General features: G+C 48.6%; 18 protein-coding genes and 1 pseudogene. 2 read left to right on the top strand and 17 right to left on the bottom strand.

Going from position 1 to position 24,742, the window contains the following annotated elements; translation table 11 throughout:
* Positions 1-36: 36 nt before the first annotated feature.
* From A3SI_RS15510 to A3SI_RS15500, 3 genes are all read right to left on the bottom strand, one after another.
* Positions 37-345 carry a hypothetical protein gene (locus A3SI_RS15510; protein WP_040671152.1) on the bottom strand — a complete coding sequence of 103 codons (309 nt, stop codon included), beginning with the start codon at positions 343-345 and terminating at the stop codon, positions 37-39.
* A gap of 205 nt (positions 346-550) precedes the next feature.
* A complete protein-coding gene (locus A3SI_RS15505) occupies positions 551-1,930 on the bottom strand; it encodes a lamin tail domain-containing protein (protein WP_162098474.1) in 1,380 nt (459 codons plus the stop codon).
* Between the two features lie 139 nt (positions 1,931-2,069).
* Positions 2,070-2,813: a hypothetical protein gene (locus A3SI_RS15500; protein WP_009057383.1), complete on the bottom strand. Its 744-nt coding sequence runs from the start codon at positions 2,811-2,813 to the stop codon at positions 2,070-2,072.
* Between the two features lie 479 nt (positions 2,814-3,292).
* Between A3SI_RS15500 and A3SI_RS15495 the strand changes: the two genes are divergently transcribed.
* On the top strand, positions 3,293-4,282 hold the full coding sequence (locus A3SI_RS15495) for an aspartate-semialdehyde dehydrogenase (protein WP_009057380.1): 990 nt from the start codon (positions 3,293-3,295) through the stop codon (positions 4,280-4,282).
* Positions 4,283-5,521: a class I SAM-dependent methyltransferase gene (locus A3SI_RS15490; protein ID WP_009057379.1), complete on the top strand. Its 1,239-nt coding sequence runs from the start codon at positions 4,283-4,285 to the stop codon at positions 5,519-5,521. It begins immediately after the preceding gene.
* A gap of 69 nt (positions 5,522-5,590) precedes the next feature.
* Here A3SI_RS15490 and A3SI_RS15485 read toward each other — a convergent pair whose 3' ends face one another.
* From A3SI_RS15485 to bshC, 14 genes and pseudogenes are all read right to left on the bottom strand, one after another.
* Entirely contained in the window at positions 5,591-5,860 is a 270-nt protein-coding gene (locus A3SI_RS15485) for a DUF4834 family protein (RefSeq protein WP_009057377.1), read from the bottom strand.
* Between the two features lie 132 nt (positions 5,861-5,992).
* On the bottom strand, positions 5,993-8,812 hold the full coding sequence (gene carB / locus A3SI_RS15480; RefSeq protein WP_009057375.1) for a carbamoyl-phosphate synthase large subunit: 2,820 nt from the start codon (positions 8,810-8,812) through the stop codon (positions 5,993-5,995).
* Between the two features lie 211 nt (positions 8,813-9,023).
* Positions 9,024-10,423: pseudogene (lpdA, locus tag A3SI_RS15475) on the bottom strand (dihydrolipoyl dehydrogenase).
* A gap of 144 nt (positions 10,424-10,567) precedes the next feature.
* Complete coding sequence (gene odhB, locus A3SI_RS15470) at positions 10,568-12,145, bottom strand: 2-oxoglutarate dehydrogenase complex dihydrolipoyllysine-residue succinyltransferase (RefSeq protein WP_009057371.1); 1,578 nt, start codon at positions 12,143-12,145, stop codon at positions 10,568-10,570.
* A gap of 113 nt (positions 12,146-12,258) precedes the next feature.
* A complete protein-coding gene (locus A3SI_RS15465) occupies positions 12,259-15,063 on the bottom strand; it encodes a 2-oxoglutarate dehydrogenase E1 component (RefSeq protein WP_009057369.1) in 2,805 nt (934 codons plus the stop codon).
* Positions 15,064-15,510: 447 nt separating this feature from the next.
* Complete coding sequence (locus tag A3SI_RS15460) at positions 15,511-16,458, bottom strand: hypothetical protein (protein ID WP_009057368.1); 948 nt, start codon at positions 16,456-16,458, stop codon at positions 15,511-15,513.
* Positions 16,459-16,476: 18 nt separating this feature from the next.
* Positions 16,477-16,905, bottom strand: a complete 429-nt coding sequence (locus A3SI_RS21280; protein ID WP_238531816.1) for a SusD/RagB family nutrient-binding outer membrane lipoprotein — start codon at positions 16,903-16,905, stop codon at positions 16,477-16,479.
* On the bottom strand, positions 16,896-18,122 hold the full coding sequence (locus tag A3SI_RS15455; protein WP_238531815.1) for a SusD/RagB family nutrient-binding outer membrane lipoprotein: 1,227 nt from the start codon (positions 18,120-18,122) through the stop codon (positions 16,896-16,898). The genes A3SI_RS21280 and A3SI_RS15455 overlap by 10 nt, the downstream gene beginning before the upstream one ends.
* A 16-nt stretch (positions 18,123-18,138) precedes the next feature.
* Positions 18,139-18,609 carry a hypothetical protein gene (locus A3SI_RS23025; protein WP_316929240.1) on the bottom strand — a complete coding sequence of 157 codons (471 nt, stop codon included), beginning with the start codon at positions 18,607-18,609 and terminating at the stop codon, positions 18,139-18,141.
* 5 nt (positions 18,610-18,614) lie between these two features.
* Positions 18,615-21,371 carry a SusC/RagA family TonB-linked outer membrane protein gene (locus tag A3SI_RS15450; RefSeq protein WP_316929239.1) on the bottom strand — a complete coding sequence of 919 codons (2,757 nt, stop codon included), beginning with the start codon at positions 21,369-21,371 and terminating at the stop codon, positions 18,615-18,617.
* A gap of 548 nt (positions 21,372-21,919) precedes the next feature.
* A complete protein-coding gene (locus tag A3SI_RS23020) occupies positions 21,920-22,225 on the bottom strand; it encodes a hypothetical protein (RefSeq protein ID WP_316929238.1) in 306 nt (101 codons plus the stop codon).
* Positions 22,194-22,397 (bottom strand): hypothetical protein, encoded by a 204-nt coding sequence (locus A3SI_RS23015; RefSeq protein ID WP_009057366.1) that lies wholly within the window; start codon positions 22,395-22,397, stop codon positions 22,194-22,196. The genes A3SI_RS23020 and A3SI_RS23015 overlap by 32 nt, the downstream gene beginning before the upstream one ends.
* A 54-nt stretch (positions 22,398-22,451) precedes the next feature.
* The gene (locus A3SI_RS15440) at positions 22,452-23,045 is read right to left on the bottom strand and encodes a 5-formyltetrahydrofolate cyclo-ligase (RefSeq protein WP_009057365.1); all 594 of its coding nucleotides are present in this window, start codon (positions 23,043-23,045) and stop codon (positions 22,452-22,454) included.
* Positions 23,035-24,615 carry a bacillithiol biosynthesis cysteine-adding enzyme BshC gene (bshC, locus tag A3SI_RS15435; protein WP_009057364.1) on the bottom strand — a complete coding sequence of 527 codons (1,581 nt, stop codon included), beginning with the start codon at positions 24,613-24,615 and terminating at the stop codon, positions 23,035-23,037. Before bshC ends, A3SI_RS15440 begins: the two co-directional genes overlap by 11 nt.
* Positions 24,616-24,742 lie beyond the last annotated feature (127 nt).

Here is a 24,742-nt window from a genome sequence, read left to right as displayed (position 1 = left end):
ATACGTAAAACGAATGATTTTGTTATAAATTCCGCCCTACGGGCAAAGTTTTTTCACCTGAAAGGATTTCCCCGAAGAATGACGAAAGACAGCTTCTAAGATGTAATAGCCTGCACGAATTCGCTTGCCATCAGAATGGGTTCCTCCCCAAACCCAAAACCCGCTTTCTCCCAGTAAACACCCCGAACAGAGGGTCTCCATCACCCTACCCTCTACACTGCGCACCCGAACCTCCGCCGTATAACCGGGCGCATCCGTCTGATAACGAATAGTGAAAAACGTGGGCACCCCCGGAGCATCCGGCGCGATTAAATCAGGACTAACACTGATCCACTCTCCTGCCACATCCGCCTCCGTTAGTTGGGCAGAATTCGGCAGCGTAGGGCTAGCATACCCTACATGAGAGGCTGCACTATGCCAGACACCTTCCTTTGCGGCTCCCGCCGCAAAGTCGTCCGCTCCAAAGAGACTCCCCGCGAAAACTGTAGCATCGGATGATGAAGCGCCTCCGTATACGCCCAGCTTTCCAACTCATGCCCCTCCGCATGCATCACATATACACGTCCCCACTGCGGGAAAAACTCGGCAGCACAGCCTCTAGCACCGCAGCAGGCTGGGCATCGGGATGACAGCGACACAGGCCTTCAGCATCTGGCGTGAATACCAGTAGCCCCCCCGGAGAAAAAAGAAAAAACTGCTCTACCAATAACCGCGTGTTGCCCCGCTCTCCTGAACTGGAGGCTGTAGCCAACCCTAAACCAGCCAAATCTAAGAACTTATTGGAAGTGTTTTTCAACTCGATAAAAGGCGGACAGCCTGCCTCAGGATCGAACATCAGCTCACTGATGAGCACATCCCCCACAGCTATCTCTTCGGGCAAAAATAGCTCGAGGGAATGATAGGCATCGGCTAAAGGGGTGCCTGAACAGCTCACTAAGGATTCCAGAAGCAAGCGTTTGGGCATGCCCGGCAAGACAGGCTGTGGAAGCTGTATCCGAAGCGTAAACGGCTCCTCCCCCCTCTCCCAAGGGAGCAGCTCCGCATTTCCTGCCAGTTGGGGAGTTCCAGTCGCCTCATCCGGCCACTGATTGAAGCGCAGCAGCACCTCTTGGGCCCCGATTAACTCCCAGTGCTCAAGCTGAAAAGGCAGTGTCTCCATGGCGCCAAGCTGAGCCACACTATTCGCCTCACCCGGTGTACCGCCCCGCGGATCTTCACTTAAACGAATGTTTTCAAAAGAAGCACAAGGATAGGATAGGTCCACCAGCTCGATACTCCGACCAGAGCCTACAGCATCTGCATCACGCCAAATCGTCCCTGGATAAACTAATTCATCTACCATGATGCCTCCCGCATACAAGCGAACAGCATCGCCCCCTACGAGAAACGTGGGCCAGTTCGTCAACCCAAGGCGTGGGCCAAAACCATCAAAATCCGCTAACCGAGCACGTGGAACCAACAAATAATGACTTTCAGGAGCTACCAAAATGGCTGGGGCGGAGGTTTCTCTTCGGCTGCTTGCCAGCACGATTTCTTCCAGATACAACCAAGAACTAGAAGTATTATACACTTCCACATACTCGGATAAAGGCAGCGGATGATGTTCGCGTGGATTGGGCATGACCTCTTGGATCCGAAGGGCAGATGCAGCGATCACCGGCGCTTCCAGCGTAAGCTCCTGGGCAGGCAAGGCGCCCGTGTTATTCCCCTCCAGCGGTAGCGGCCCGTGAGAAAGCTGCACACGCCCATGGACGCGCCACACATCGAGCTGAGCACGAGGAAAGCTTAGAAGCACCACATCCGGATAAGCTTCAAAAACAGTCACTAAACTTGGTACTTGCCCATTCACAGCATAATGCGCACTATTTAATGCAAAAACAGGATCTAGCGCCTCCGAAAACTGCATTAAAAGTGTCTCAGCTCCCACCACTTGCAGCGCCCGGAGTGTAAGCGGGACGACATCAGGGGGTTCGGGGGCTTCGGGAAGCTCCTCTTCTGGCTCCGACGCTTCCGAACCTTCCTCCGGCTCCTCAGATCCAGGGCCTCCTCTGGCTCAGAAGCTCCCGGATCTACTTCCGGTCCTCGGGAGCTACCGGATCAGGCACGGCCCCTTCTTCTGGCTCTGCAGGCTTTTCTGGTTCCTCTGGCTCGTCTGGTTCCTCTGGCAAAGGGCCCTCTCCTGGTGTCTCAGGATCTACAATAGGCTCCTCAGCCCCCCCTGGCTCCTGCGGAATAACGGGAGCATCCGCTTCCAGCCCTTCCTCTAAACGTACCTCATCTAGAAAAAACCGCGCATTGGTCCCCGATCCAGCTCCCTGACCGGCTTGCAAATAAAAATAAACAGACTGCCCAGCCGTCCACTCAAAGGAAAATGCGTACCGCTGAAAGGGCGTATCGGCATTAGGAAAGTCTGTTTCCGCCGCGAGCGGCATAAGCACGGACGGCACCTCGCCCCCTTGGTGCACCACCCCGACACGTATCGCCACACCACGGGTGCCATTCCCATTACGGCCCGAGCGCGCGATGAGCACGAAGGTCCCTTTGCCGCTCTGCGGCGCCTGAAAATGCCCCCAAATTTCTCCATCAAAAGTACCTATCGGCTGTATCGCCAAAGCAGCACCGGCCGTCCCCTGGTCTGCGGCCTGAAACACCCGAGCACGCTCGCGCACCTCATTTGCCGTCCAGCCCGCGGTAAACGGTTGTGGATGTGACTGTACCTGAAAAGGCTCACGGAAATGCTGCACCTGCTGGGCTTCCAGCGAAAAATTAAGCAGCCCGAGAACTCCAATTAAAAAATATATGCGCTTTCTCATGCCCGAAAGATACATAGAGCGGGAGCGCGCAGACGGGATAGAAACGCATACAAGCACTTTTTTACACTTTGGCCCACTTAACTGGTCAAAAAAAACCCTTTCCGCGGAAAAGGAACATCCTCCGACACTTTTCCGCACACCCAGCTACTTTACCTGATGTGCAGACACTTTCTGGAACACCCTGCCACTTAACCCACCGTGCGGACACTTTCCCGCATATCCAGCCACTTTTACTACTGTACGGCCAATAGACTTATACAAGCAGACCTTAATTGGCACCCCGTAGATTGCCTTATGAAAATCACCTAAAACCCGCTAAAGCATAATGAAATCGGAAGAAAAAGCGCCAAAAAGCTAAAAAATACGTAAGAACCTTCCGCTTTCGCCATCAAAAGCACTACCTTTGTGGAAATTTAGCTCGGTATGCCGAGTAACAAGCATTTGATCCGCTTAGGCGCTCATTAAATTCAATCCTAAACATGAAATTAGCCGTCGTAGGAGCCACCGGTCTGGTCGGTTCCGAAATCCTCGAAGTGCTCGATGAGCATAACTTCGCCTTTGATGAGCTACTCCTAGTAGCCAGTGAACGATCTGTGGGAAAGGAAATTACCTATAAGGGAAAACCGTATCAGGTAATCGGATTAAAACAGGCTGTTTCTGAAAAACCAGATATCGCCATCTTCTCCGCAGGCGGCAGCACCTCCTTAGAATGGGCCCCGCAGTTTGCCGCAGCCGGCACCATCGTCATCGATAATTCTTCGGCCTGGCGTATGGACCCCACGAAAAAACTCGTCGTCCCAGAAATTAACGCCAAAGACCTGCGCATCGACGATCGCATCATCGCTAACCCGAACTGCTCCACGATCCAAATGGTCGTAGCCCTCAACCTGCTTCATGCACACTACCGCATCAAACGCATCGTGGTCGCTACCTACCAGTCCGTCACAGGAACAGGTAAGGATGCCGTGGACCAGATGATGGCGGAGCGCGAAGGGCGCGAGGCGCAAATGGTATATCCGTATAAAATCGACCTAAACGTCCTCCCCCACATCGATGTGTTCCAAGCAAATGGCTACACGAAGGAGGAAATGAAGATGATTCTGGAAACCAAAAAGATTTTTGGCGACGAAAGCATAGCGGTGACGGCCACCACAGTGCGCATCCCTACGATCGGAGGACACTCTGAAGCTGTAAACGTGGAATTCCACGAGGATTTTGACCTGGAAGAGGTCCGCAGCCTGCTGGCCAAAACCCCCGGCGTAATCCTGCAGGACGATCCTGCTACCAATACCTACCCGATGCCACTCACTGCGCATAAGAAAGACGCCGTTTTCGTGGGGCGTGTACGTCGCGATGAATCGCAGCCTAACACACTAAACCTCTGGGTAGTAGCCGATAACTTGCGCAAGGGAGCAGCTACCAATGCCGTGCAAATCGCCAGCTACCTCGTCGAACATAGCCTGGTGTAAATGCAGTTTCCCGACGCAGAAACACTGGCCGCTATCCAAAAATTCGTGCAGGAACATCAAAACGAGGTTCCTGCACAACTTTTATTGCGCTACCATGGAAAGGTGCCCTTCGACCTGCCTTTTGCCGTTCAGCAAATTCAGGCGCGTCAAAAAGCACGTCAAAAACTCCCTTCTTGGTGCACACATCCGGACATACTTTTCCCTCCAAACCTTTCTTTGGAGCAGGCCTCCTCGGAGGAAACGGCATTTTTTAAACGCAGCCTAGTGACGGAAGGTGCTCGCATGGCCGATCTGACAGCAGGCCTAGGAGTGGACTTTTGGGCCTTGACGGCCAAGTTTCAAGACGCCCATTACTGCGAACAAAACCCGACCCTGCTGCAGCTGGCAAAACATAATTTCCCACACCTGATTCCGGAAAAGGCACTGCACTTTCATGCAGGAGATAGCCTGGCCCATCTGAACACCCTGCCAGATAAACATTTCGACCTGATCTTCGTCGATCCAGCCAGAAGAGGAAGTCAGGCGGAGAAGGTCTTTCGCTTGGAAGAATGTAGCCCCGATGTAGCTAGCCACTGGCCACTGCTTCGACAAAAATCCAAACAGCTTCTGCTGAAACTCTCCCCCATGCTCGATATTCAGCAGCTCCTTCGGCAACTTCCCGAGCTACAGAAAATCTTCGTCATCAGCGTAAAAAATGAGGTAAAGGAACTCTTAGCCTACTTTTCGGATAGCACACACGGATCCGCTCCCCCCTCAGACCTCCTATTAGAGGCCGTGGAACTTCAGGGACAGCAGGCGCTCCGGTTCCAGTGCAGCGAAGCGGAATGGAAACAGGAAGCAGCCCTCACAGAAAATATCGGCCCTTACTTGGTGCTACCCGGTGCGGGGATCATGAAGTTAGGCGCCTTTGCGGCTTTCAGCCGCAAAACCGGTCTGAAGAAACTGCATGGAAATACCCACCTCTTTTCTGCTGAGGCCAGCGACCTAAAAAGCTTAGAGGGAATCCCATGCCGCATATTCGCCCTCCAAAGCGAAATCCTGCAGCCCAAAAAGGAGTTGAAAAGAATGTTCCCCTCCGGAAAAGTAAATATCATCGCAAAAAACCACCCATTAACCGCTGCCGGCTGGAAGGAAAAGTTCAAGCTGAAAGACGGTGGTGAGGAATACCTCATCGCAGCCAAAACCCTACACGGAGATCGTCTTTGGCATGCACGCCTACACCCCAAAAACGCGGACTAAAAAGTGTCTGGCGCTCCTTTACGAAAATGAGAGCGCTACATGAAAAGTCGGCGAAGTACGTTTAAAAAATCAGTCCTTCACTTCCTCGTAATCGATATAATCACCGGAATCGTCTTTGCGGTTACGCTTCTCTTTAAACTTGGGCGGAATATGATCCACCTGCACACCTCCCGAACCCGGCCGGCTTCCCGTCGTCTGCCGCCGCTGCTCTTCTTGGTATATGCCATTTGCCCGATCGATGAACTGCTTCAACTTGCTTCGCAGAAAAAACTGCAGCAGCTTGGAGAATATCCAGGACAGGGCGATGGTTATAATTAAAAACTTGAAAATAAATCCCATAAATGTTGCTGTTTTTTTACCTCCTCCTTGAGACGAGACGCCAAAAAGGTGGAAATCAAAAGGCCGGTCGCCCGGCCCTTCTTCATTAAAACTCAATATCCGGATCCCTCCGACTATCTCTTATTCAATAACTTATCTGCTTAAATAAAGGTTTCTTTCCGCGTAAATCTTTAAGAAGTAGTCATCCATAAGATCTTCGATGAAGTAAATCGCTTCACCGGTAGACTTCATTTCAGGACCTAACTCCTTATTGACATTCGGGAACTTGTGGAAAGAGAAGACCGGCTCCTTAATCGCATAGCCCTTCTTCACAGGAGTAAACGTGAAGTCTTTCACCTTTTTCTCTCCGAGCATCACCTTCGTCGCATAGTTCACATAAGGCTCCTGATAGGCCTTACATATAAACGGAACGGTTCGGGAAGCACGAGGGTTCGCCTCGATCACATAGACCATATCATTTTTGATCGCGAACTGAATATTAATCAGCCCTTTGGTTTTTAAGGCCAAAGCGATTTTTTTCGTGTAGGTCTCGATCTGCCGCATCAAATAGTCACCTAAGTTATAAGGAGGTAAGACCGCATAAGAATCCCCAGAGTGAATACCAGCTGGCTCGATATGCTGCATGATGCCGATGATATACACATCTTCACCATCACAAATCGCATCTGCTTCAGCCTCTATCGCTCCCTCTAAGAAGTGATCCAGCAAAATCTCGTTTTTCGGAATATCCCGAAGTACACGAACGACATGCTCCTCAAGCTCCTTCTCATTGATCACAATCTTCATGCCCTGTCCGCCTAACACGTAAGAGGGGCGCACCAAAAGCGGGAAGCCCAGACTTCTGCAAAGCTCCAGCGCTTCATTCGTATTATGAATCGTTCCGAATTCTGGATATGGCACTTCGTTTTCTTTCAGTAAAGTAGAGAATCGGCCTCTATCTTCCGCCAGATCTAATGCCTCGTAACTCGTCCCGATGATCGGAATCCCGTATTTATCTAATTTCTCTGCTAGTTTTAGCGCGGTCTGCCCTCCTAACTGCACGATCACCCCTACCGGCTTCTCCTGCAAGATAATTTCGTAGATATGCTCCCAGAATACAGGCTCGAAAAATAAGCGATCCGACACATCAAAGTCCGTAGACACCGTCTCAGGGTTGCAGTTGATCATGATCGTCTCATAACCACACTCTTTAGCTGCTAGCACGCCATGCACACAGGAATAATCGAACTCGATGCCCTGCCCGACGCGGTTCGGTCCAGACCCGAGCACCACTACCTTCTTTTTATCCGAAGGAATCGCCTCGTTTTCTTCTCCGAACGTAGAGTAATAATACGGCGTCTGCGCCTCAAATTCCGCCGCGCAGGTGTCCACGAGCTTGTACACCCGCTTAATATCCATCTCCTCATAGCGCTTTTTAAACACTTCGCTTTCTAAGCAACCCAGTAGATGCGCAAGCTGCCGGTCTGCATAACCCTTGCGCTTAGCCTCAAACATCAGCTCTTTGGGAATGCTCTCCAGCGTGTGCGCATCGATACGCTGCTCCAGCTCGATGAGCTCCTCGATTTGCTTAAGGAACCACTTGTCGATCTTCGTCAGGTCGTAGATGGTACGGAATGAAATGCCCAGTTTAAAGGCATCATACACATGAAACAGTCTGTCCCAGCTTGGATTCGCTAGGCTATATAAAATCTTCTCCTGATCTTGAAGCTCTTTGCCATCAGCACCTAAACCATTCCGCTTGATTTCCAGGGACTGACAGGCCTTCTGTAGCGCCTCCTGAAAGTTTCTCCCGATCCCCATCACCTCACCTACAGCCTTCATAGAAAGGCCAAGCTTGCGGTCTGAGCCACGGAACTTATCGAAGTTCCAGCGTGGGATTTTTACGATCACATAGTCAATCGCCGGCTCAAAAAAGGCCGAAGTACTCCCTGTAATCGAATTTTTCAGCTCATCTAAATTGTAGCCAATCGCTAGCTTAGCCGCCACCTTCGCGATCGGATAACCCGTCGCCTTCGAAGCGAGCGCCGAGGAACGCGAAGTACGCGGATTGATCTCGATTCCGATAATGTTTTTATTGTCCGGACTAACCGCAAACTGCACATTACAGCCTCCCGCAAAGTTCCCGATCCCATTCATCATCTTAATGGCCAGATTCCGAAGCTCCTGATACACCGTATCGGGGAGTGTCATGGCTGGAGCTACCGTGATGGAGTCCCCCGTGTGGACCCCACAGGGGTCAAAGTTCTCGATCGAACAAATCACTACCATATTCCCCTTAGAATCACGAAGTACTTCTAGCTCGTATTCCTTCCAACCTAAAATGCTTTGCTCCACCAAGACCTCATGCGTGGGAGAGGCCTTTAATCCTGTCATCAGTGCCTTTTCGAAATCTTCAGGCTTCTCTACGAAACCGCCCCCACTACCGCCCAGGGTATAGGAAGGCCGAATAACCAGCGGAAAGCCGATTTCCTGCGCGATTTCATTTCCCTGAAGAAAAGAAGTGGCCGTACGTCCCTCACAGACGCCTACACCTAACTTTTCCATCAGGGCTTTAAACTTCTCCCTGTTTTCTGCAGTTTCGATGGCATCGATATCCACACCGATCATACGCACACCGAACTTCTTCCAAATGCCCGCATTATCGCAGTCTATGGCCAGGTTCAGCGCAGACTGTCCCCCCATCGTGGGCAACACACAGTCGATATCAGGATGCTCCTGAAGAATTTTTACAATCGACTTCTTTTCGAGTGGCAGCAAGTACACATTGTCTGCTGTCACCGGATCCGTCATAATGGTGGCTGGGTTAGAGTTGATTAAGGTTACCTTAATACCCTCTTCCCTAAGTGATCGAGACGCCTGAGAACCGGCATAGTCAAACTCACAAGCTTGACCGATGATGATGGGACCTGATCCGATTAGGAGGACGTGCTTGATACTAGTATCCTTAGGCATTTTAGAGTGGGATTTAAAAGAGGTTAATTACTTATGGCTAAATTGGTGCAATATTAACAAATTATTTTTTAAGTCAGCCACGAGAAGGCAAGAATCCAAGGGTTTTTTTGAAAACCTTAAAACAAAGCCTCCAAACGGGCTCGCATAAAAAAACCGCCATCACTCGGAAGCGATAGCGGTTCTCCTTGACTTAACACATCGTACACAGGAATTAAATATGAAGTGCACGGTTGTCTGTGGCTGCCAGACAGGCCTCCTTAAAGGCCTCTGTATAGGTGGGATGCGCATGCGACATGCGTGAAATATCCTCCGCGGAAGCGCGGTACTCCATCGCTACCACCGCCTCAGCGATCATATCAGCCGTACGAGGACCGATCATATGCACACCTAAAATTTCATCGGTCTCCGCATCTGCCAGCACCTTCACGACACCATCCGTGTCCATGGAAGCACGTGCGCGGCCTGAAGCCATGAACGGAAACTTGCCCGTTTTATACTTACGCTTTTGCTCCTTCAGCTGCTCTTCCGTATAGCCTACAGAGGCGACTTCCGGCCAAGTGTACACTACTCCGGGGATCAAGAGATAGTTGATGTGCGGCTTCTGACCAGCGATTACCTCAGCTACGAAAGCACCTTCTTCTTCGGCTTTGTGCGCAAGCATCGCCCCTTTCACCACATCTCCGATAGCGAAGATATTGGGAACGTTCGTACGTAGGTGCTCATCCACCTCCACTTGTCCTCTATCCGTAAGCTTGACACCTGCCGCCTCGGCATTTAAGCCATCCGTGTAGGGACGACGACCGATAGAAACGAGCACATAATCGCCCTTCAAGCTAATCGTCTCGCCTTTCGCATTTTCTGCCTTCACTTCTACCTCGTCGCCTTGATTTTCTACTGCTACCACTTTATGCTTCAAGTAGAAATCGAAACCTAATTTTTTCAGCGACTTCTGCAGCTCTTTACCCATGGTGCGGTCCATGGAAGGGATGATCGCATCCAGGTACTCTACTACCGAGACTTTAGCCCCGAGACGGCCGTACACAGAGCCTAGCTCCATCCCGATAACACCACCGCCGATGATGATCATATGCTTAGGAATCTCCTTCAACTTCAAGGCCTCTGTAGAGGTGATCACACGCTGCTTGTCCAGCTTGATAAACGGAAGTGTGCTTGGCTTCGAACCTGTCGCGATGATGATATTTTTGCCCGTAATCTCTTCCGCGCTAGCATCCTCCTTGGTGATTTTCACCGTATTCTTGTCCACGAATGACCCTAAGCCATGAAAAACATCAATTTTATTTTTCTTCATTAAAAACTGAATGCCCTCCACATTCTGCTTGACCACATCATCCTTACGCGCGATCATCTGGGTGAGGTTAACCCCTAAGTTTTCCAGATCGATCCCATGCGTCTTAAAGGTATGCGCTGCATTATGGTAATGCTCTGAAGAGTCTAAAAGGGCCTTAGATGGAATACACCCTACATTCAAGCAAGTTCCCCCTAAGGTGCTGTATTTTTCGATTAATGCGGTTTTCATGCCCAGCTGGCTGCCCGAATCGCAGCCACATAGCCACCCGGACCTGATCCGATTACGATAACGTCGTATGTCATTTTAGAATATGTTTAAAGGTAAATGCGCGCTTTTGCGCAGTAAGAGCGACCTTTTTCGCTTAAGCCCTCCCCGTCGCCATGGGGAACCGAAAAAAAGGGGAGTGCCTCCAGCAGAGACAGCCCCCTCCTCACAAACCCACCTCTTTAGACGCCGAAAAGGAGTCTGGTTGGATCTTCAAGCAGCTGCTTCACGCGTACCAAGAAGCTGACAGACTCCCTGCCATCGATGATACGGTGATCGTAAGACAGCGCTAAATACATCATCGGACGAACGACCACCTGACCATTCTCTACCACTGCCCGCTCCACGATGTTATGCATACCGAGAATGGCAGACTGTGGCGCATTAATGATCGGCGTAGACATCATCGACCCGAAAATACCACCATTTGTGATCGTGAAGGTACCACCGGTCATCTCCTCGATCGTCAATTTATTATCCCGAGCGCGCGTAGCTAAACGCACCACCTCTTTCTCTATTTCATCGAAGCTCATCGACTCCGCATTTCGAATCACCGGAACCACGAGGCCTTTCGGTGCTGACACCGCGATGGAAATATCGCAGAAGTCATGGAAAACCATTTCATTTCCGTCGATCTGTGCATTCACCGCAGGCCACTCCTGAAGCGCCACACAAACCGCCTTCGTGAAGAAAGACATAAAGCCCAAGTTCACCCCATGCTTTTCCTTAAACTGCTCTTTATATTTTTTACGGATATCCATGATCGGCCCCATGTTCACCTCATTAAAGGTCGTGAGCATGGCCGTCTCATTCTTCACCGCCACGAGACGACGAGAAACCGTACGGCGTAGCGAAGACATCTTTTCCCGCTTCGAGTCACGGCTAAGCCCTGAGGAAGCCTTAGGAGCAGCGCTTTCTTGTGCCGCTGGCTGAGCAGACTCCTTCTTCGGAGCAGCCTGAGCAGCTGGTTTCTGCGCTTCCACTTTCGCCTGGAGCGCATCCTCCTTCGTGATACGGCCATCTTTACCTGTCCCCTTCACCTGTGCGGGATCGATACCCTTTTCTTGTAGAATTTTCGCCGCAGCAGGGGAAGCATGCCCCGTAGCATACGTCTCCGAGCCAGAGGAAGCCGGCGCCTCAGCCTGAGGGGCCTCCGAACCGCTCGAAGCCTCCGCAGGAGCACCACCAGAGGTCACCTCGATCTTACAAATTAAGCCACCGATTTCGATCGTATCGCCCTCTTGCGCCACATGGCGCAAAATCCCGCTCGCCTCAGCAGGAAGCTCAAAAGTCGCCTTATCCGAATCCACCTCCGCGATGATTTCGTCCAGCTCCACATAGTCGCCATCCTCCTTTAACCAGGTCGCTAAGGAAACCTCCGTGATGGATTCCCCCACCGTCGGAACTACCATTTCCTTCACCTCACCCGTCGCTTTCGCCTCAGAAGATGCTCCCGAATCCCCAGAAGACTTCTCCTCCGAAGATGCTTCCTGAGAAGCCTTTGGCGCAGCCCCATCACCGGAAGCCTCCGTGTCGATAACACAAATTACCGCACCGATTTCTAAGGTATCCCCCTCTCCCGCTTTGGTTTGAAGGACACCTGACGCTTCCGCCGTAAGCTCGAAAGTCGCCTTATCCGACTCCAGCTCACATATTACTTCGTCCATCTCTACGTAGTCGCCGTCTTGCTTAAACCACTGCCCGATCGTGACTTCAGAGATCGATTCTCCTACTGTAGGAACTTTAATTTCTAGGCTCATTGTATCTGTATGTTTTGAATTCCCTCCCCACCTACAGAAGGGGGGAAGGTGAATTTACGGATTAAAATTTAGATTAGGCCTGCCGGCCAAAGAATAGTGCGCCATAAAAGCGCTTAACTGATTTTAAGTGCTTTATTGACGATCGTCTCCTGCTCCTGTACATGGACTTTCATGTAACCCGTGGCCGGAGATGCGCTCGGCTTCCGTGCGATTACCTCCATCGGCATATCGCGGAAAGTGAGCCTCAAGATATAGTTCCAATAGCCCATATTTTCCGGCTCCTCCTGTACCCAAACGACCTCAGCATCGCCGTAGCTCGCTAATGCCTCTTGGATTTGCTTTTTCGGGAATGGATGCAGCTGCTCCACACGGATGATCGCCACATCCGTTACCTTCTCCTTCTCACGCGCCTCATCTAAGTCGTAGAAAATCTTTCCAGAACAAAGCACCACGCGCTTCACCGCGGCAGCCTCCACCTTATCATCTAAAATGATCTCGCGGAACTTGCCTTTCGTGAAATCTTCGATCGGAGACATCACCTTCGGATGACGTAAAAGCGATTTTGGAGACATCACGATACATGGTTTTCTAAACTCCCAAGTCAACTGACGGCGCAGCATGTGGAAGAAGTTAGCCGGCTCCGTGATATTCGCCACCACCATATTATTTTCGGCAGACAACTGTAAGAAACGCTCCGGGCGAGCATTCGAGTGCTCTGGACCCTGGCCTTCATAACCATGTGGCAGTAGCATCACGATGCCGTTCATTTTCTGCCACTTCGACTCACCCGAAGAGATAAACTGATCGATCATCGTCTGCGCACCATTCGCAAAATCCCCGAACTGTGCCTCCCAGATACTCAGCGAGTTCGGATTTGCCATGGCATAACCATATTCAAAACCCAGTACCGCATACTCCGAAAGCAGGGAGTTGTAAATATGAAACTGCCCTTTGCTGTCCTGAAGCTCGCGCAAGAAATTATAGGGTTTATTCGAGTTCGCATCATGCACCACCGCATGGCGATGAGAGAAAGTCCCCCGCTGGCAGTCTTGACCTGTAATACGAACAGTCTTACCATCTAAAAGAAGGGAACCATAGGCCAGAAGCTCCGCCGCCGCCCAGTTGAGCGACTTCGACTTATAAAACATCTCCTTACGCTGCTTAAGCTGTGCATCGATCTGCTTGATCGGCTTAAATCCTTTCGGTACCTCCGTCAGTGCAGCTGCTACTTTTTCGATCGCCTCTTCTGTGATAGCGGTCTCTGGAGAAGAGTCGAAATCTTCAGCCTTCGAGAACCGTAAGGACTGCCACTCCTGCTCGAACTTTGTAAACTGATACGGAAGGGGCTTTTCCTTCACCATATTTAAACGATCCTGAAGCAGCTGTCGGAACTCCTTGTCCATCTGCTTAGCGATCTTCGCATCGATATCCCCACGCTCCGTTAAACGCTTCACGTAGATTTCACGTGGATTCGGATGCTTCGAAATAATGTTATAAAGTCCCGGCTGAGTGAATTTCGGCTCATCAGACTCATTATGCCCATGACGACGGTAGCAGACCATGTCGATGAAAATGTCACGGGAGAATTTCTGGCGGAATTCGGCTGCCAGCTTCGCTGCAAAGACCACTGCCTCAGCATTATCTCCATTCACGTGGATAACAGGCGCATCGATGATCTTGGCTACATCTGTACAGTAAATAGAAGAACGTGCATCATCGAAATCCGTAGTAAAACCTACTTGATTGTTGATCACAAAATGCACAGTACCTCCCGTATTATAGCCCTTCAGCTGGGCCATCTGCGTCACCTCATAAACGATCCCCTGACCCGCCACAGCAGCATCACCATGGATAAGGATCGGAAGCGCCTTTTTACTGTCTCCTTTATGCTGAGAATCAATTTTAGCACGAATAAAACCCTCCACCACAGGATTTACCGCCTCTAAGTGAGAAGGATTCGGCGCTAATTTTAAATTGACCTTTTTCTCTTCTGGTGTAATTATATCACTGGAGTAGCCCATGTGGTACTTAACATCGCCATCTCCCATCGTGAGATCTGGCTTAGCAGTGCCCTCAAATTCAGAAAAAATCTGCTCGTAGGTTTTGCCCATAATATTCGAAAGCACGTTCAGACGGCCACGATGCGCCATTCCGATCATCACTTCCTCCACACCTAATTCCGCACCTTTATTAATGAGCGCATCTAAAAAAGGAATGGTAGACTCGCCTCCCTCCAGGGAAAAACGCTTCTGTCCGAGGTATTTGGTATGTAAAAAGTTTTCGAAAACGACAGCCTGGTTCAACTTGGACAGGATACGTTTTTTCTCCTCCACGGAAGGGTTAAAGGCCAGCGCCTCTTTCTCTATTTTGGTTTTCAACCAGTCCAGCATTTCCGGATCACGGATATACAGGTACTCGAAACCCATAGGGCCTTCGTAAATCGTCTTTAATGCATCTACGATTTTCTCTAGGGTACTTTCTCCGATACCGATTTCATTTCCCGCTTGGAAAACGGTTTTCAGGTCGCTTTGGCCAAGGCCAAAGTCCTCTAAGTCGATCAGGGCACGGCGATCTTTACGCTCCCTTACGGGGTTTGTTTTGGAACGCAAATGTGCACGAGAGCGATAGGCGTGAATAAGCGCACGCACTTTAATTTCTTTCGGCAGCTGCTCCATGTCCATAATGGTTCCTTTTGTGGCCAGGGCACCATTTGCAGGAGGAGGAGCTGTGGCTGATCCATTAGAGGCCACTGCAGCAGGGCGCTCTTCTTCGTCTCCATACCGCTCGATGGCAAAATCAAATCCATCGAAAAAGCTTTTCCAGCTTGGGTCTATTGAATTGGGGTCGGATTTGTACGCTTCATAGAGTTGATCTATGTAGTTTACATGAGCATTAGCGATGTACGAATGTTTATCCATGGTTATTATTTATCTTGCCTCAAAGATACATGAGTCTCAAATGATAGAAAAACCGCTTAACCGAATATACAAATATACTTGCTTTTCAATCGTATAAGTTGCTCCCTACCTGCTTCGCCTGCTTGAAGATTTGAAAAAAAAATAAAAGAAACTATTTGGAAGTTTACCAAAATGAAATTTGGTGCAGCTCCATACACCTGTACCGAAAAGCAAAAAACCAAAGATTTATCTATAGTATTTTAACGAAATTACCTATGATTTTATTAAAAATTAGGCCATAAATTCAATATTAAGGCTCATTAAGGAGAGAAAGGTCAGTAAAAATCTCATGAACGAAGCACAAAAAGACCTAACAACCAGGCGAACCCCGTAGGCATACATAAAAAAAGGTGCCTGAAACAGACACCCATTTTTTATGTATGAAGAAAGTTTACTGAATATGCTCTATTATCTCAAGTTGTCCGGGAAAGGCACACCTGGATTCGCAAACAAGGTAACCGTACCTGTTTCACCATATGTATTTACCCATACGAAGGTAATTTCCTCTGTACTTGTGGCGATAACTTCCATAGAATAGCTATCCCCGTACTTATCTGTTCCAGATAAAGACAGGACACCACAGGCATCCGAAAGACGCACATCACCATCGCCCCAAGTATCTCCAATACAAGCCCAGTACCCAAAAGTACCATCTGAAACACTGTAAGAGAAACCGTCGGCGCGTGCCGTTAAGGTTACAGTACCTTCTTGGGGGCCATCACAAGACCCTAAGGGACCAGTAGCTCCCTCGTTTACGTAAGCGTATTCGCCTGCCAAATCTGATGGACAGATAACGGATACATTATATAAGAAGGGGGACGCGTAGAAGAACCCACCTGCTACATCCGCACTACGGTTATCGGCAGAAAACACACGACCTGATGTCGTCGTAAGGACCAGTCGAAACTCGAAAGTATCACCTGCCTCGATGTCCGCCAAAGTAAGGCCCGCAGCCGCGATAGCATCTACAGCATCTATAGAAAAGGTAGTTCTTAAAAACCGGCTTTCCGTATTTGGCGTAAAATCAGAAGCATCTAATGTAGTCACTAAGTTATCTCCCGCTGCTGGCGTAAACTCCAAACCTACACCTGGGATAAGTCTTCGGTGACGTACTCTGATTTCTACAGTGGATACTGTACCACCGTCCTCTATGTCCACCGCTTCCAGCGTAAGGGCAAAACGAGAGCTTTCCAGATCAAAGAAATCAAACGAGTCGCTAATTCTCGAAATCGTTCTTAAATAAGTGCCTGTGTCAAATTCCGCATAAGGAACCCGCGGCTCGACGAAGTCCGTACATGAAGCCAGTGCCATAAGCGTGACAAGCATCAAGCGGACAGAATTTTTTATAAACTTCATAAGCTTTTCAAATTAATGTTAATAAACCCAATCGTTACCTTCAGGATTCGTATCCCAGAAAACCCGCTGACGCTGATTATCCTTCTGCTGCGCACGATTATTCGTCACAATGAAATTATTTGGGTAGAAGAATGAACGTGGGAAATCTCCAAAGTTCGCAAGTAGCCCAGGCTGCATGTTGTCTGGCTGCCCAGTTCTTCTGTATAGGTTATAAGCCTCTACGCCATTACCGTAAAGCGATAACCAGTATTCTCTCGCGATTAGATTCATCTTACGACCTGAAGGAGCTGCATCCCATTCGTCTAAAACAAAGCTTACATAGTTTTCTACATTAGCTGTCCATACGTCATCCGGACGGAAGGCTTGAATGACCCCACCTTCAGCACTAGAAAGCCCAAAATTACGTACATACGCCATGTGCTTACGAATAGCACTTTCTAAAAGCATTTTAGGATCCCTGTTGTGCCGATGGTTTGTGCAGCCTCTGCTAACATGAAGTCTAGGAAAGAAGACAGCATAATAGGCTGAATTCCAGCGCCACCGTTTCCTAAAGTTGGACTATCCACTGGCGAAGCAGAATCATCATCAAATCGCCCACCTGCTGGATAAAGGCCATAAACACTTTGCTCGAAATTATCTGGCGGAATACCTTCTGCATTAAGGTGATCACGTCCCCAGTAGCCACGTCCATCTATCATATTAGGCAAGCAAAACGGCCAGCCTCCTGCTAAATAGTGTGAAGGGGCGATTTCGGAGATACAGCGTAATTTATCCGGGTCAGTTGGATTTTCATTCACCTGACGGTAGATGTAAAAACGTGCTCTAGGATCATTAAAGCCTTTCGCTTCTGTTAAATGAAACATGTACCAGGTAGACTGATAGTCACCACCCCCTTGACCATACTGGCTGTAGCGTGGATGACGAGAGTCTGGGTTTGTCTGAGAAGTCCCGTAACGAAACACAAAATCATCTCCCTCTGCTAATAACTCTCCCGTCGCAATCAAACGATTAATCTCCGAACGCGCGCCATTAGGATCGACTAATTTACGATTCAAATGATACCTAACCTCTAGCGTGTTCAGTAGCTTCAACCACTTCTCTCGGCTATTACCGTAGAAAAAGTCGGTAGGCACAAAAGGAGAGCTCTGCGCAAAAGCGTCTCTGGCTTCCTGAATAGCCGTTAATGAAGCCGCATATACCTGCTCTCCTGGATCCACCAGAGGATTAAAGATAGCTGGGTTCAACGCCTCACTGAAAGGCACCTCGTCGAAATGATCCACTAAGTGCATCAAAACAAGTGCTTTAATGGTGCGTGCGATTCCTAAATGCTGCGGAATAGGAGTAGTCTCATTTAACTCCTCTAAGAACTGAATATCATTTAGAATATTCGCGTACGAATTCGTCCAAATCCCGTTAAAAGTAACAGGAACATACGCTTGCTCATACAAGTTATTTGGCTGACTCATAATACGCGTCAGACGCATACCGAAAGTGCTTGCCGTATTAAACAAAGCAGCGTAATCTGTTTGAATTCGATTAAGTACAAAGCTTGGATTCGCTGTATCACCAGTCACAGCATTCGGATCATCCAAAAGATCCAATTCACAAGAGCTCACAAAAAGTACACTGAGCGCCAGGAATATACTATATAATTTCCTTTTCATAATGCTACGTTTTCAGTTAGAAGGTTAAGGTTAAAGTACCACCAAATCTTCTGGAACTAGGACCGGTTACGAAATCAAATCCTAAACCGTTCCCTACACCAAGACCTAATACATCCGTATCAAAATTCATGTTTGGAGGGAAGTTAAGCGCTCTAAACCAAAGGTTTGTACCACTTATCGCAACTGAAGCACGCTTAAATGGAGTCTTCGTGATCAAATAAGGAGGAATATCGTACCCCAATGAAATTTCACGTAAACGGATAGTACTTCCATCAAAAATATTCGCCTCATCCGCACCTGTGTGATACTGGTTGAAGAAATAGTTCGAAGCCGTAACCTGAATATCATTCGGTCTACCATCCTGCGTAACACCTGGTAAAATAAAGGTTAACTCACGATCTACCACAGGATCCTTCGTCACACCACGCGCTAAGGTCGCAGTAACCGTGTTCGAGAATATCGCTCCTTTATGACGATACTCCATCATCACGTTTAGGCTAAATCCTTTATAACGGAAAGTGTTAATCCACGAACCGTCCACGCTGGGTTAGGGTCTCCTAATTCCACAGGCTCTGCCGCAGTCTGGTAGTCACCATTCGGAAGCACTATAGGCTGACCCGTCTGCTCATCACGAGCAAAACCAGTTCCTCTAATAATGTTAAATGGTCTTCCCGGAATAGCGAAGTTTCCTAAATCTGTAAAGCCCGCGATAAGTACCTCATCCAAATCACTTCCTAAATCCATCGTGATCGTTCGGTATAATCCGAAATTCACGATAGACTCCCAAGAAAATCCAGAAGGACGAATAACTGGCGTAGCAGTAGCCTGAAACTCGACCCCTCTATTTCGAATGCGACCCACGTTAATCACAGTGGAAGTAAAACCAGTTGCTGGATCGATGGGCGTCTGTGTAATTAAGTCGCGCGTGTTCTTCTGATAAAGAGAGAGATCGAAACGGATACGGTTGTTAAACATCTCTGCTTCCACACCAAATTCTACCTCTTCATGGAGCTCTGGCCTCAAGTTTGGATTTCCTAATACAGTGTTTACAGTGTGCGTCTGGAATATAGAACCATCACGTTCGAAAGCACGAGCATTCTGATTTAAAATATTACGCGTTCTGTAAGGACTCGGGAAACCTGCTGAGGTTCCGTAACCTAAGCGCAGCTTCATCGAGTTTAACGTGGCAGAATTCCAGCCGAAAGCATCTGTAGGTATAAAAGAAACAGAAGTTCCTGGATATAAAATTCTTCTATTCTCTGGCTCTACAGTAGATGTCCAGTCGTTTCGAGCCGAAATATTTAAGAATAAGTAATCATTATAGTCCAAAGTAAACGCTGCATAAACCCCCATTCTACGCTCTTCTTGCGTGAAGTTAAGATCACCCGCACCCAAAGGATCAATGTTGGCATTTACTTCGAAGTTAGAATGTCTGAATAGTCCGAATGCAAGCTGATTATTAGAAGCTAGGCCGAACTGAGAATAGCTATCGTAACGCGTGTTACCTCCAATCAAGGCGCTTAGCCCTACTTTATCAGAAATACGCTTGTTCCAGTTGATGATTAAATCTTGGTTCCAAATCGTATTGGTAATCGAAACAGAACGATAATAACCTTGACGAGTAATCAAATCTACCCCCGTACCACCACCACGATTGTACATCGCTTCCTGCTCCTCCGTGTAGGTATCTAAACCCAGTCGATAGGTCACGGAAAAATCATCCGAAATATCATAGTTTAATGACGTCGAATTAAAGAAACGGTTAACAACAGATGTATTTCGGAAATTCTTGGCAGCCCAGCGTGGGTTTACAATATCATTCCCAGATCGGAAATAAACAGAACTTCCATCCACAGGATTCTCAAAAGGCAAGCCTGCTAAATCAACAGAACGCGGCGTGTAAAGCACGTTAGCGAAAATAGACGGCACCCCACCCGATGGACCAGAACCAAAAGCAGCGTTAACGGGAGGAGACTCTAAATCGGTACGGTTAAACGTGAAAGAGGAGTTAACCGTGAATTTATCCGTAATCGCTGAGTTTACCCCTAAACCAAAATTAAATTTATTTAACTGGTTACCAGGCGTAAAGCCTTCATCCGAAGTATATCCGAAAGATGCATTAAAGCCTGTTCGATCGGAAGACCCTGATAACTGAACCGAAGTGTTCGACACCAAGCCCGTTCTAAAGAAGGCTGTACTTACATCTTCATAAGCGCGGAAATCATAAGGAATGGCTCCGTGAGGGTTCGTAGGACTTACTAATGAAGGATCTCTGAACTCCGGAAAAGCATTCCGAATAGCAGCTACACCTGAAGCACCGATAGGATGATTAATCGTAAGCCCCATGTCCATACGTGGACCGAAATTAGAAAAGAAAAATCCTGGCTGCTGCTGGAATCCATTACCGTAAATCTGACCGAAAGTAGGTAAAGAAGCTGCCGTATTCGTAAAAACAGACTGGTTTACAGTCACCTCCGCCGGTCTGCGCTTAGACGCTCCTGACTTCGTGGTAATTAAAATCACCCCATTTCTACCCTGATCCCCATAAAGAACCGTGGCAGAAAGCCCTTTTAACACATTAACATTTTCGATGTTATTCGGATCGATATCTAAAAAACGCGAGGAAGTAGTGGCGCCTCCACGATTAAATTCGGTCTGAGCATTTGTTCCCGTATTAAATGGAACACCATCCACTACGAATAAAGGCTGGTTAGAACCAGTCGCAGAAGAATAACCACGAATTACGATATTTGTACCCGAACCAGACATCCCGTTCGTAGCCGTGATGTTAACACCCGCTACCTTGCCTTGTAAAACGCGCGAAACATCCGCCTCTGGACGGTTCTGGATCAGCTCATCTCCCACCGTAGTCACAGCATAACCCAGCGCTTTTTTCTCCCGCTGAATACCGATCGCCGTTACCACCACTTCGGAAAGTTGCGCAGCATCAGTAGAAAGCGTAACATTGATCGTTGATCTATTGCCTATATTTTCCTCAACCGATTTAAGGCCTATAAAGGAAAAAATTAAGGTGTTAGAACCATCAGGTACAGATAGAGAATACTTCCCATCTAAATCAGTGGTAGTACCCACCGTCGTACCCTTCACTAGAACGGATGCCCCAGGTAAACCCAGGCCGTCCTCGTCAGAAATTACCTGTCCGGTAATTACCCGTTGTTGCGCGTAAACACGTTGACACAGCGATGCCAGCGTGAAAAGCGCCACTACAAAGAGTAAAGCTTTTCTCATAAGGTATTTAGTTTAGTTGATATGTAAAGGAAATTTATTTTCTCCTTTTTTCAAAATCAACAAACATTCAACCTATTGGACACGTTTTAGCCCATTTTTCGCTTATCGTTAAACTTGTAGGCATTCTACCTCCATATCTGACTAAACAATTCTTCTATAATACAACTTTTAAGATTAATGTATATACACATATATCCAACTAACCTAATAGATTAAAACAAAAGGATATTTTGCTTGAGCCAGATGAACTAACTAATTTGCTCGAAAAACTCAAAAGAAAACAGGTCTAAACAGAATAAAAAGTAACACATAAGTCATTACAAAAAATTTTGTGTAAATGTTAAAAAAATTTAACAACGCGAGCCACACAGCCTGACATTTCTTAAAACACAAATAACCGCAATAAAAACTACCAGTACCATAACACAAAGGCCTACTAGATACCAAATCCATAAAACATGCGCGCTAGTGCATGTAAACCCCTACACCCCTCACAAAAAAAGCGACACCTACTCAGTGCCGCTCATACTATCTTGTTTTGAAGATATCTAAAAAGTAAAACGCAAGGAAAGCGCCAACTCATCTCCTCGCCAGCCCTGATAGCCCGCTATCGCAAAGGCCGGCTTCCAGTCAATACTCAGGTTAATCGGAGCATTATCAAACTTGTAATCCAATCCGATAATCAAATCCAAACCAAATATCGTGTAACTCCGATCATCTCGCGCCCACCGTGGCCGAGAACGAGAATTCCATGTCCCTAAATGGGCACCACCGCCGTAAAACCAACGCAAACCCGGAGCCCCCCCTATAGGATTATGGATCTCATAAAGCCCCGTCAGTAACAAGCCCCCCATCGGCTATATAACAAGCCTCAATCGCCGCATCCTGACTCACAAAATGCTTGACTGTCAACCCATTCCCACCCCCTAGGCGTAGACCCGCAGCGGTAGAATAATCCTGAGCAGACACTTGCCCCACTCTTAAAAGGCCAAAAACAGCCAGCACAAGTAAAAATCGCTTATACATCGTTTGCTATCGTTTATCGTAAAACTTTTTTTAACAGACAGAACAAATACTTCCCTAAAAATGATGCCAAATCACTTGGTCTCCACTGGAATTCACCGCACAGAGTGCCGTCAATGCCACATCATGGGCCTCTTCCTCGAAAATTTCCGGCTCAGGAAAATAACTCAATCCGACCGCATAAACCCCTGACCGACAGCGCCGAAGGAGCCGATCATAGACCCCTTTGCCATAGCCCACACGAAAGCCACGAGCATTATACGCTAAAAGAGGGACAACTACCAGCTCTATTAGCTCCTCAGAAACAGGTCCACTGCGCTCAGGAGGCACCGGAATTCCCCAAGCATCCCGCTCTAATGCTTCTAAATCGTCTACCTGCACCGTGTGCACTTCCTCCCCCTTCATGCGCGAAGTATACACCTGACAACCAGCCGCTAACAGATCCGCTACCAGAGGAAAGGTATGAACCTCCTGAAGCCGACTAATCGGTAAAAACACATGCACATGCCGAATGCCCAGACTTTGGACGTAGTCCAAAACAGCGGTGCAAAGACGATTGTCCGCGACTGCTCTCCACTCCGCCGATAAGCCCCGCCGAAGTGCCCGATAGCGCGCACGAAGCGCCTGCTTGCTTTCAACCTCAGGACACATCCGGACAAAGGATAATAAATGAAAAGTCTAAAGGGTCAAAATGGGCGTACAATTCCCGAATAAATTGGGCATTTCCTAGATAAAACCCTTGCATATTCTGTACACGCTCCTGCGGACTGCCCCCCGGGAAAGCATGCGCCCGCACCGCCTCCATCCGCTTCAGCTGCACCGACATATCCCGCTCAGCGGCCTTACGTAATTTATCCCCCATGTGCGCTAACTGCCCACGCATCCGCTTCCGAAGCGCTTCTGAAGCAGGCACTAAGGTCTTATCGATCGCCCCTGCCAGTTGCCCCACAGCGTCCAGCGCCGCATCGAGTTGGCTTTGCGCTTCGCGCAAAGAGAAATCATGGGGACTATTCGCCGCCACAAAATCCTTTTTCCAAAGCGCAAAAGGCTTAAAGAGTGCCTCCCAAGGTTCTCCCAAACCGGACCACTGCCGAGCCGCGGGAACATCCAGCACCAAAGCAAAATTCCGAGGCATCACGATAGGAAAGGGACAGCCCACCTGCTCGAAAACGGCCTTCAACTGCAACCAATATACTACCTCAGCTGGACCACCCAAGTAGGCGATATTCGGAAGAATCCATTCCTGATACAGTGGACGCAGCACCACATTCGGGCTAAATCGCTCTGGGTGTGCCGCTAATTCCTCCGCTAGGGCTGTGCGCGAAAAGCGAATGGTCGTGCCTACCACCTGAAAGGACTGCCTTTCCTCATCTGCCTCCAGCCGCGCACGTAGGCCATCCCGCATGTAAAAGGAGTTAATCGGGCGTGGATAAATTTGACCCCCAAACCCTAAGTGCTCCAGCGCCTCCGTCTGGGAACGCGCCGCATCCACCAAGCGATCCGAAAACAAGTCCTGCTCGAAAACCGGCTGAAAACTGGCCTTCAACGCCGCATCATCTGCATCCAAAATCAATAAGCCATCCTCCGCGAACAAGCGATGAACCGAACGGAAAACCGCCTCCCCTAAGGTCTTACTCTGCGTATAAGTTTCGCGAAAATCCGCATGTAAAAAAGGCAGCTGCTGGAGGTACTCCTGAAAACTAGCGTCTAAATGAAAGCGACCCACAGGCCCCGCCTGCTCCGTCTCCCAGCGATACGCCTTTCCGTCCAGCTTGAAGAAATTAACCTCATCGAAATCATGGTCCTCAGAAGCCATCCAGTACAGCGGTAAAAACCGATGCTGAGGAAACGCCTTTTGAAGCCGTCGGGCCAGCTGCACGGTACTGACAATCTTATAGATAAAATAAAGCGGACCCGTAAACAGGTTGAGCTGATGCCCTGTCGTGACCGTAAAGGTGCGAGGATCCCGCAGCTGCTCCAGGGCCGCCTCACGCTCGGGGTCTAAGAGCCCAAAATCCGCATAACGCGCCCGCATCCTGTCAGCGAGAAGCTCGCGAGAAGTTTGGGAAAAGGCGCTCTTGTGGGCGAGCTGGTTTTCAAAACCCTGTAAATCAGGGAATTCACCATAAAAAGTATCCAACTCAGGCTGCCTCCCGAGGTAGGCGAGGAACAAGGGGGAAAACTGTCCGGTACAGGCGGGGTCCACCGTCGACTTTTGCATAAGCGATGCGATTCTATGTAGCTACATGAATAGGAACCTGCCACATAGGTGGAAAGTTCTAACAAGGGCATTTTTACAGGACAGGTGCTGTTCCCGTATAAAACACTTCAAAAATAGTATAAAGCTG

Origin of the sequence: Nitritalea halalkaliphila LW7, from assembly GCF_000265075.1 — a bacterium.
Classification (GTDB): domain Bacteria; phylum Bacteroidota; class Bacteroidia; order Cytophagales; family Cyclobacteriaceae; genus Nitritalea; species Nitritalea halalkaliphila.
Note: the sequence above shows the minus strand (reverse complement) of the source record. Positions and strands in the feature narration are given on the sequence as shown.

What these genes read in the sequence shown, in the direction of transcription:
- A3SI_RS15500 (WP_009057383.1), bottom strand. Translation starts at nt 2,813, where the DNA reads ATGAGAAAGCGCATATATTTTTTAATTGGAGTTCTCGGGCTGCTTAAT.
- A3SI_RS15495 (WP_009057380.1), top strand. Translation starts at nt 3,293, where the DNA reads ATGAAATTAGCCGTCGTAGGAGCCACCGGTCTGGTCGGTTCCGAAATC.
- A3SI_RS15490 (WP_009057379.1), top strand. Translation starts at nt 4,283, where the DNA reads ATGCAGTTTCCCGACGCAGAAACACTGGCCGCTATCCAAAAATTCGTG.
- A3SI_RS15485 (WP_009057377.1), bottom strand. Translation starts at nt 5,860, where the DNA reads ATGGGATTTATTTTCAAGTTTTTAATTATAACCATCGCCCTGTCCTGG.
- carB (WP_009057375.1), bottom strand. Translation starts at nt 8,812, where the DNA reads ATGCCTAAGGATACTAGTATCAAGCACGTCCTCCTAATCGGATCAGGT.
- odhB (WP_009057371.1), bottom strand. Translation starts at nt 12,145, where the DNA reads ATGAGCCTAGAAATTAAAGTTCCTACAGTAGGAGAATCGATCTCTGAA.
- A3SI_RS15465 (WP_009057369.1), bottom strand. Translation starts at nt 15,063, where the DNA reads ATGGATAAACATTCGTACATCGCTAATGCTCATGTAAACTACATAGAT.
- A3SI_RS15460 (WP_009057368.1), bottom strand. Translation starts at nt 16,458, where the DNA reads ATGAAGTTTATAAAAAATTCTGTCCGCTTGATGCTTGTCACGCTTATG.
- A3SI_RS21280 (WP_238531816.1), bottom strand. Translation starts at nt 16,905, where the DNA reads ATGCTTTTAGAAAGTGCTATTCGTAAGCACATGGCGTATGTACGTAAT.
- A3SI_RS15455 (WP_238531815.1), bottom strand. Translation starts at nt 18,122, where the DNA reads ATGAAAAGGAAATTATATAGTATATTCCTGGCGCTCAGTGTACTTTTT.
- A3SI_RS23025 (WP_316929240.1), bottom strand. Translation starts at nt 18,609, where the DNA reads ATGATGGAGTATCGTCATAAAGGAGCGATATTCTCGAACACGGTTACT.
- A3SI_RS15450 (WP_316929239.1), bottom strand. Translation starts at nt 21,371, where the DNA reads ATGAGAAAAGCTTTACTCTTTGTAGTGGCGCTTTTCACGCTGGCATCG.
- A3SI_RS23020 (WP_316929238.1), bottom strand. Translation starts at nt 22,225, where the DNA reads ATGGGGGGCTTGTTACTGACGGGGCTTTATGAGATCCATAATCCTATA.
- A3SI_RS23015 (WP_009057366.1), bottom strand. Translation starts at nt 22,397, where the DNA reads ATGTATAAGCGATTTTTACTTGTGCTGGCTGTTTTTGGCCTTTTAAGA.
- A3SI_RS15440 (WP_009057365.1), bottom strand. Translation starts at nt 23,045, where the DNA reads ATGTGTCCTGAGGTTGAAAGCAAGCAGGCGCTTCGTGCGCGCTATCGG.
- bshC (WP_009057364.1), bottom strand. Translation starts at nt 24,615, where the DNA reads ATGCAAAAGTCGACGGTGGACCCCGCCTGTACCGGACAGTTTTCCCCC.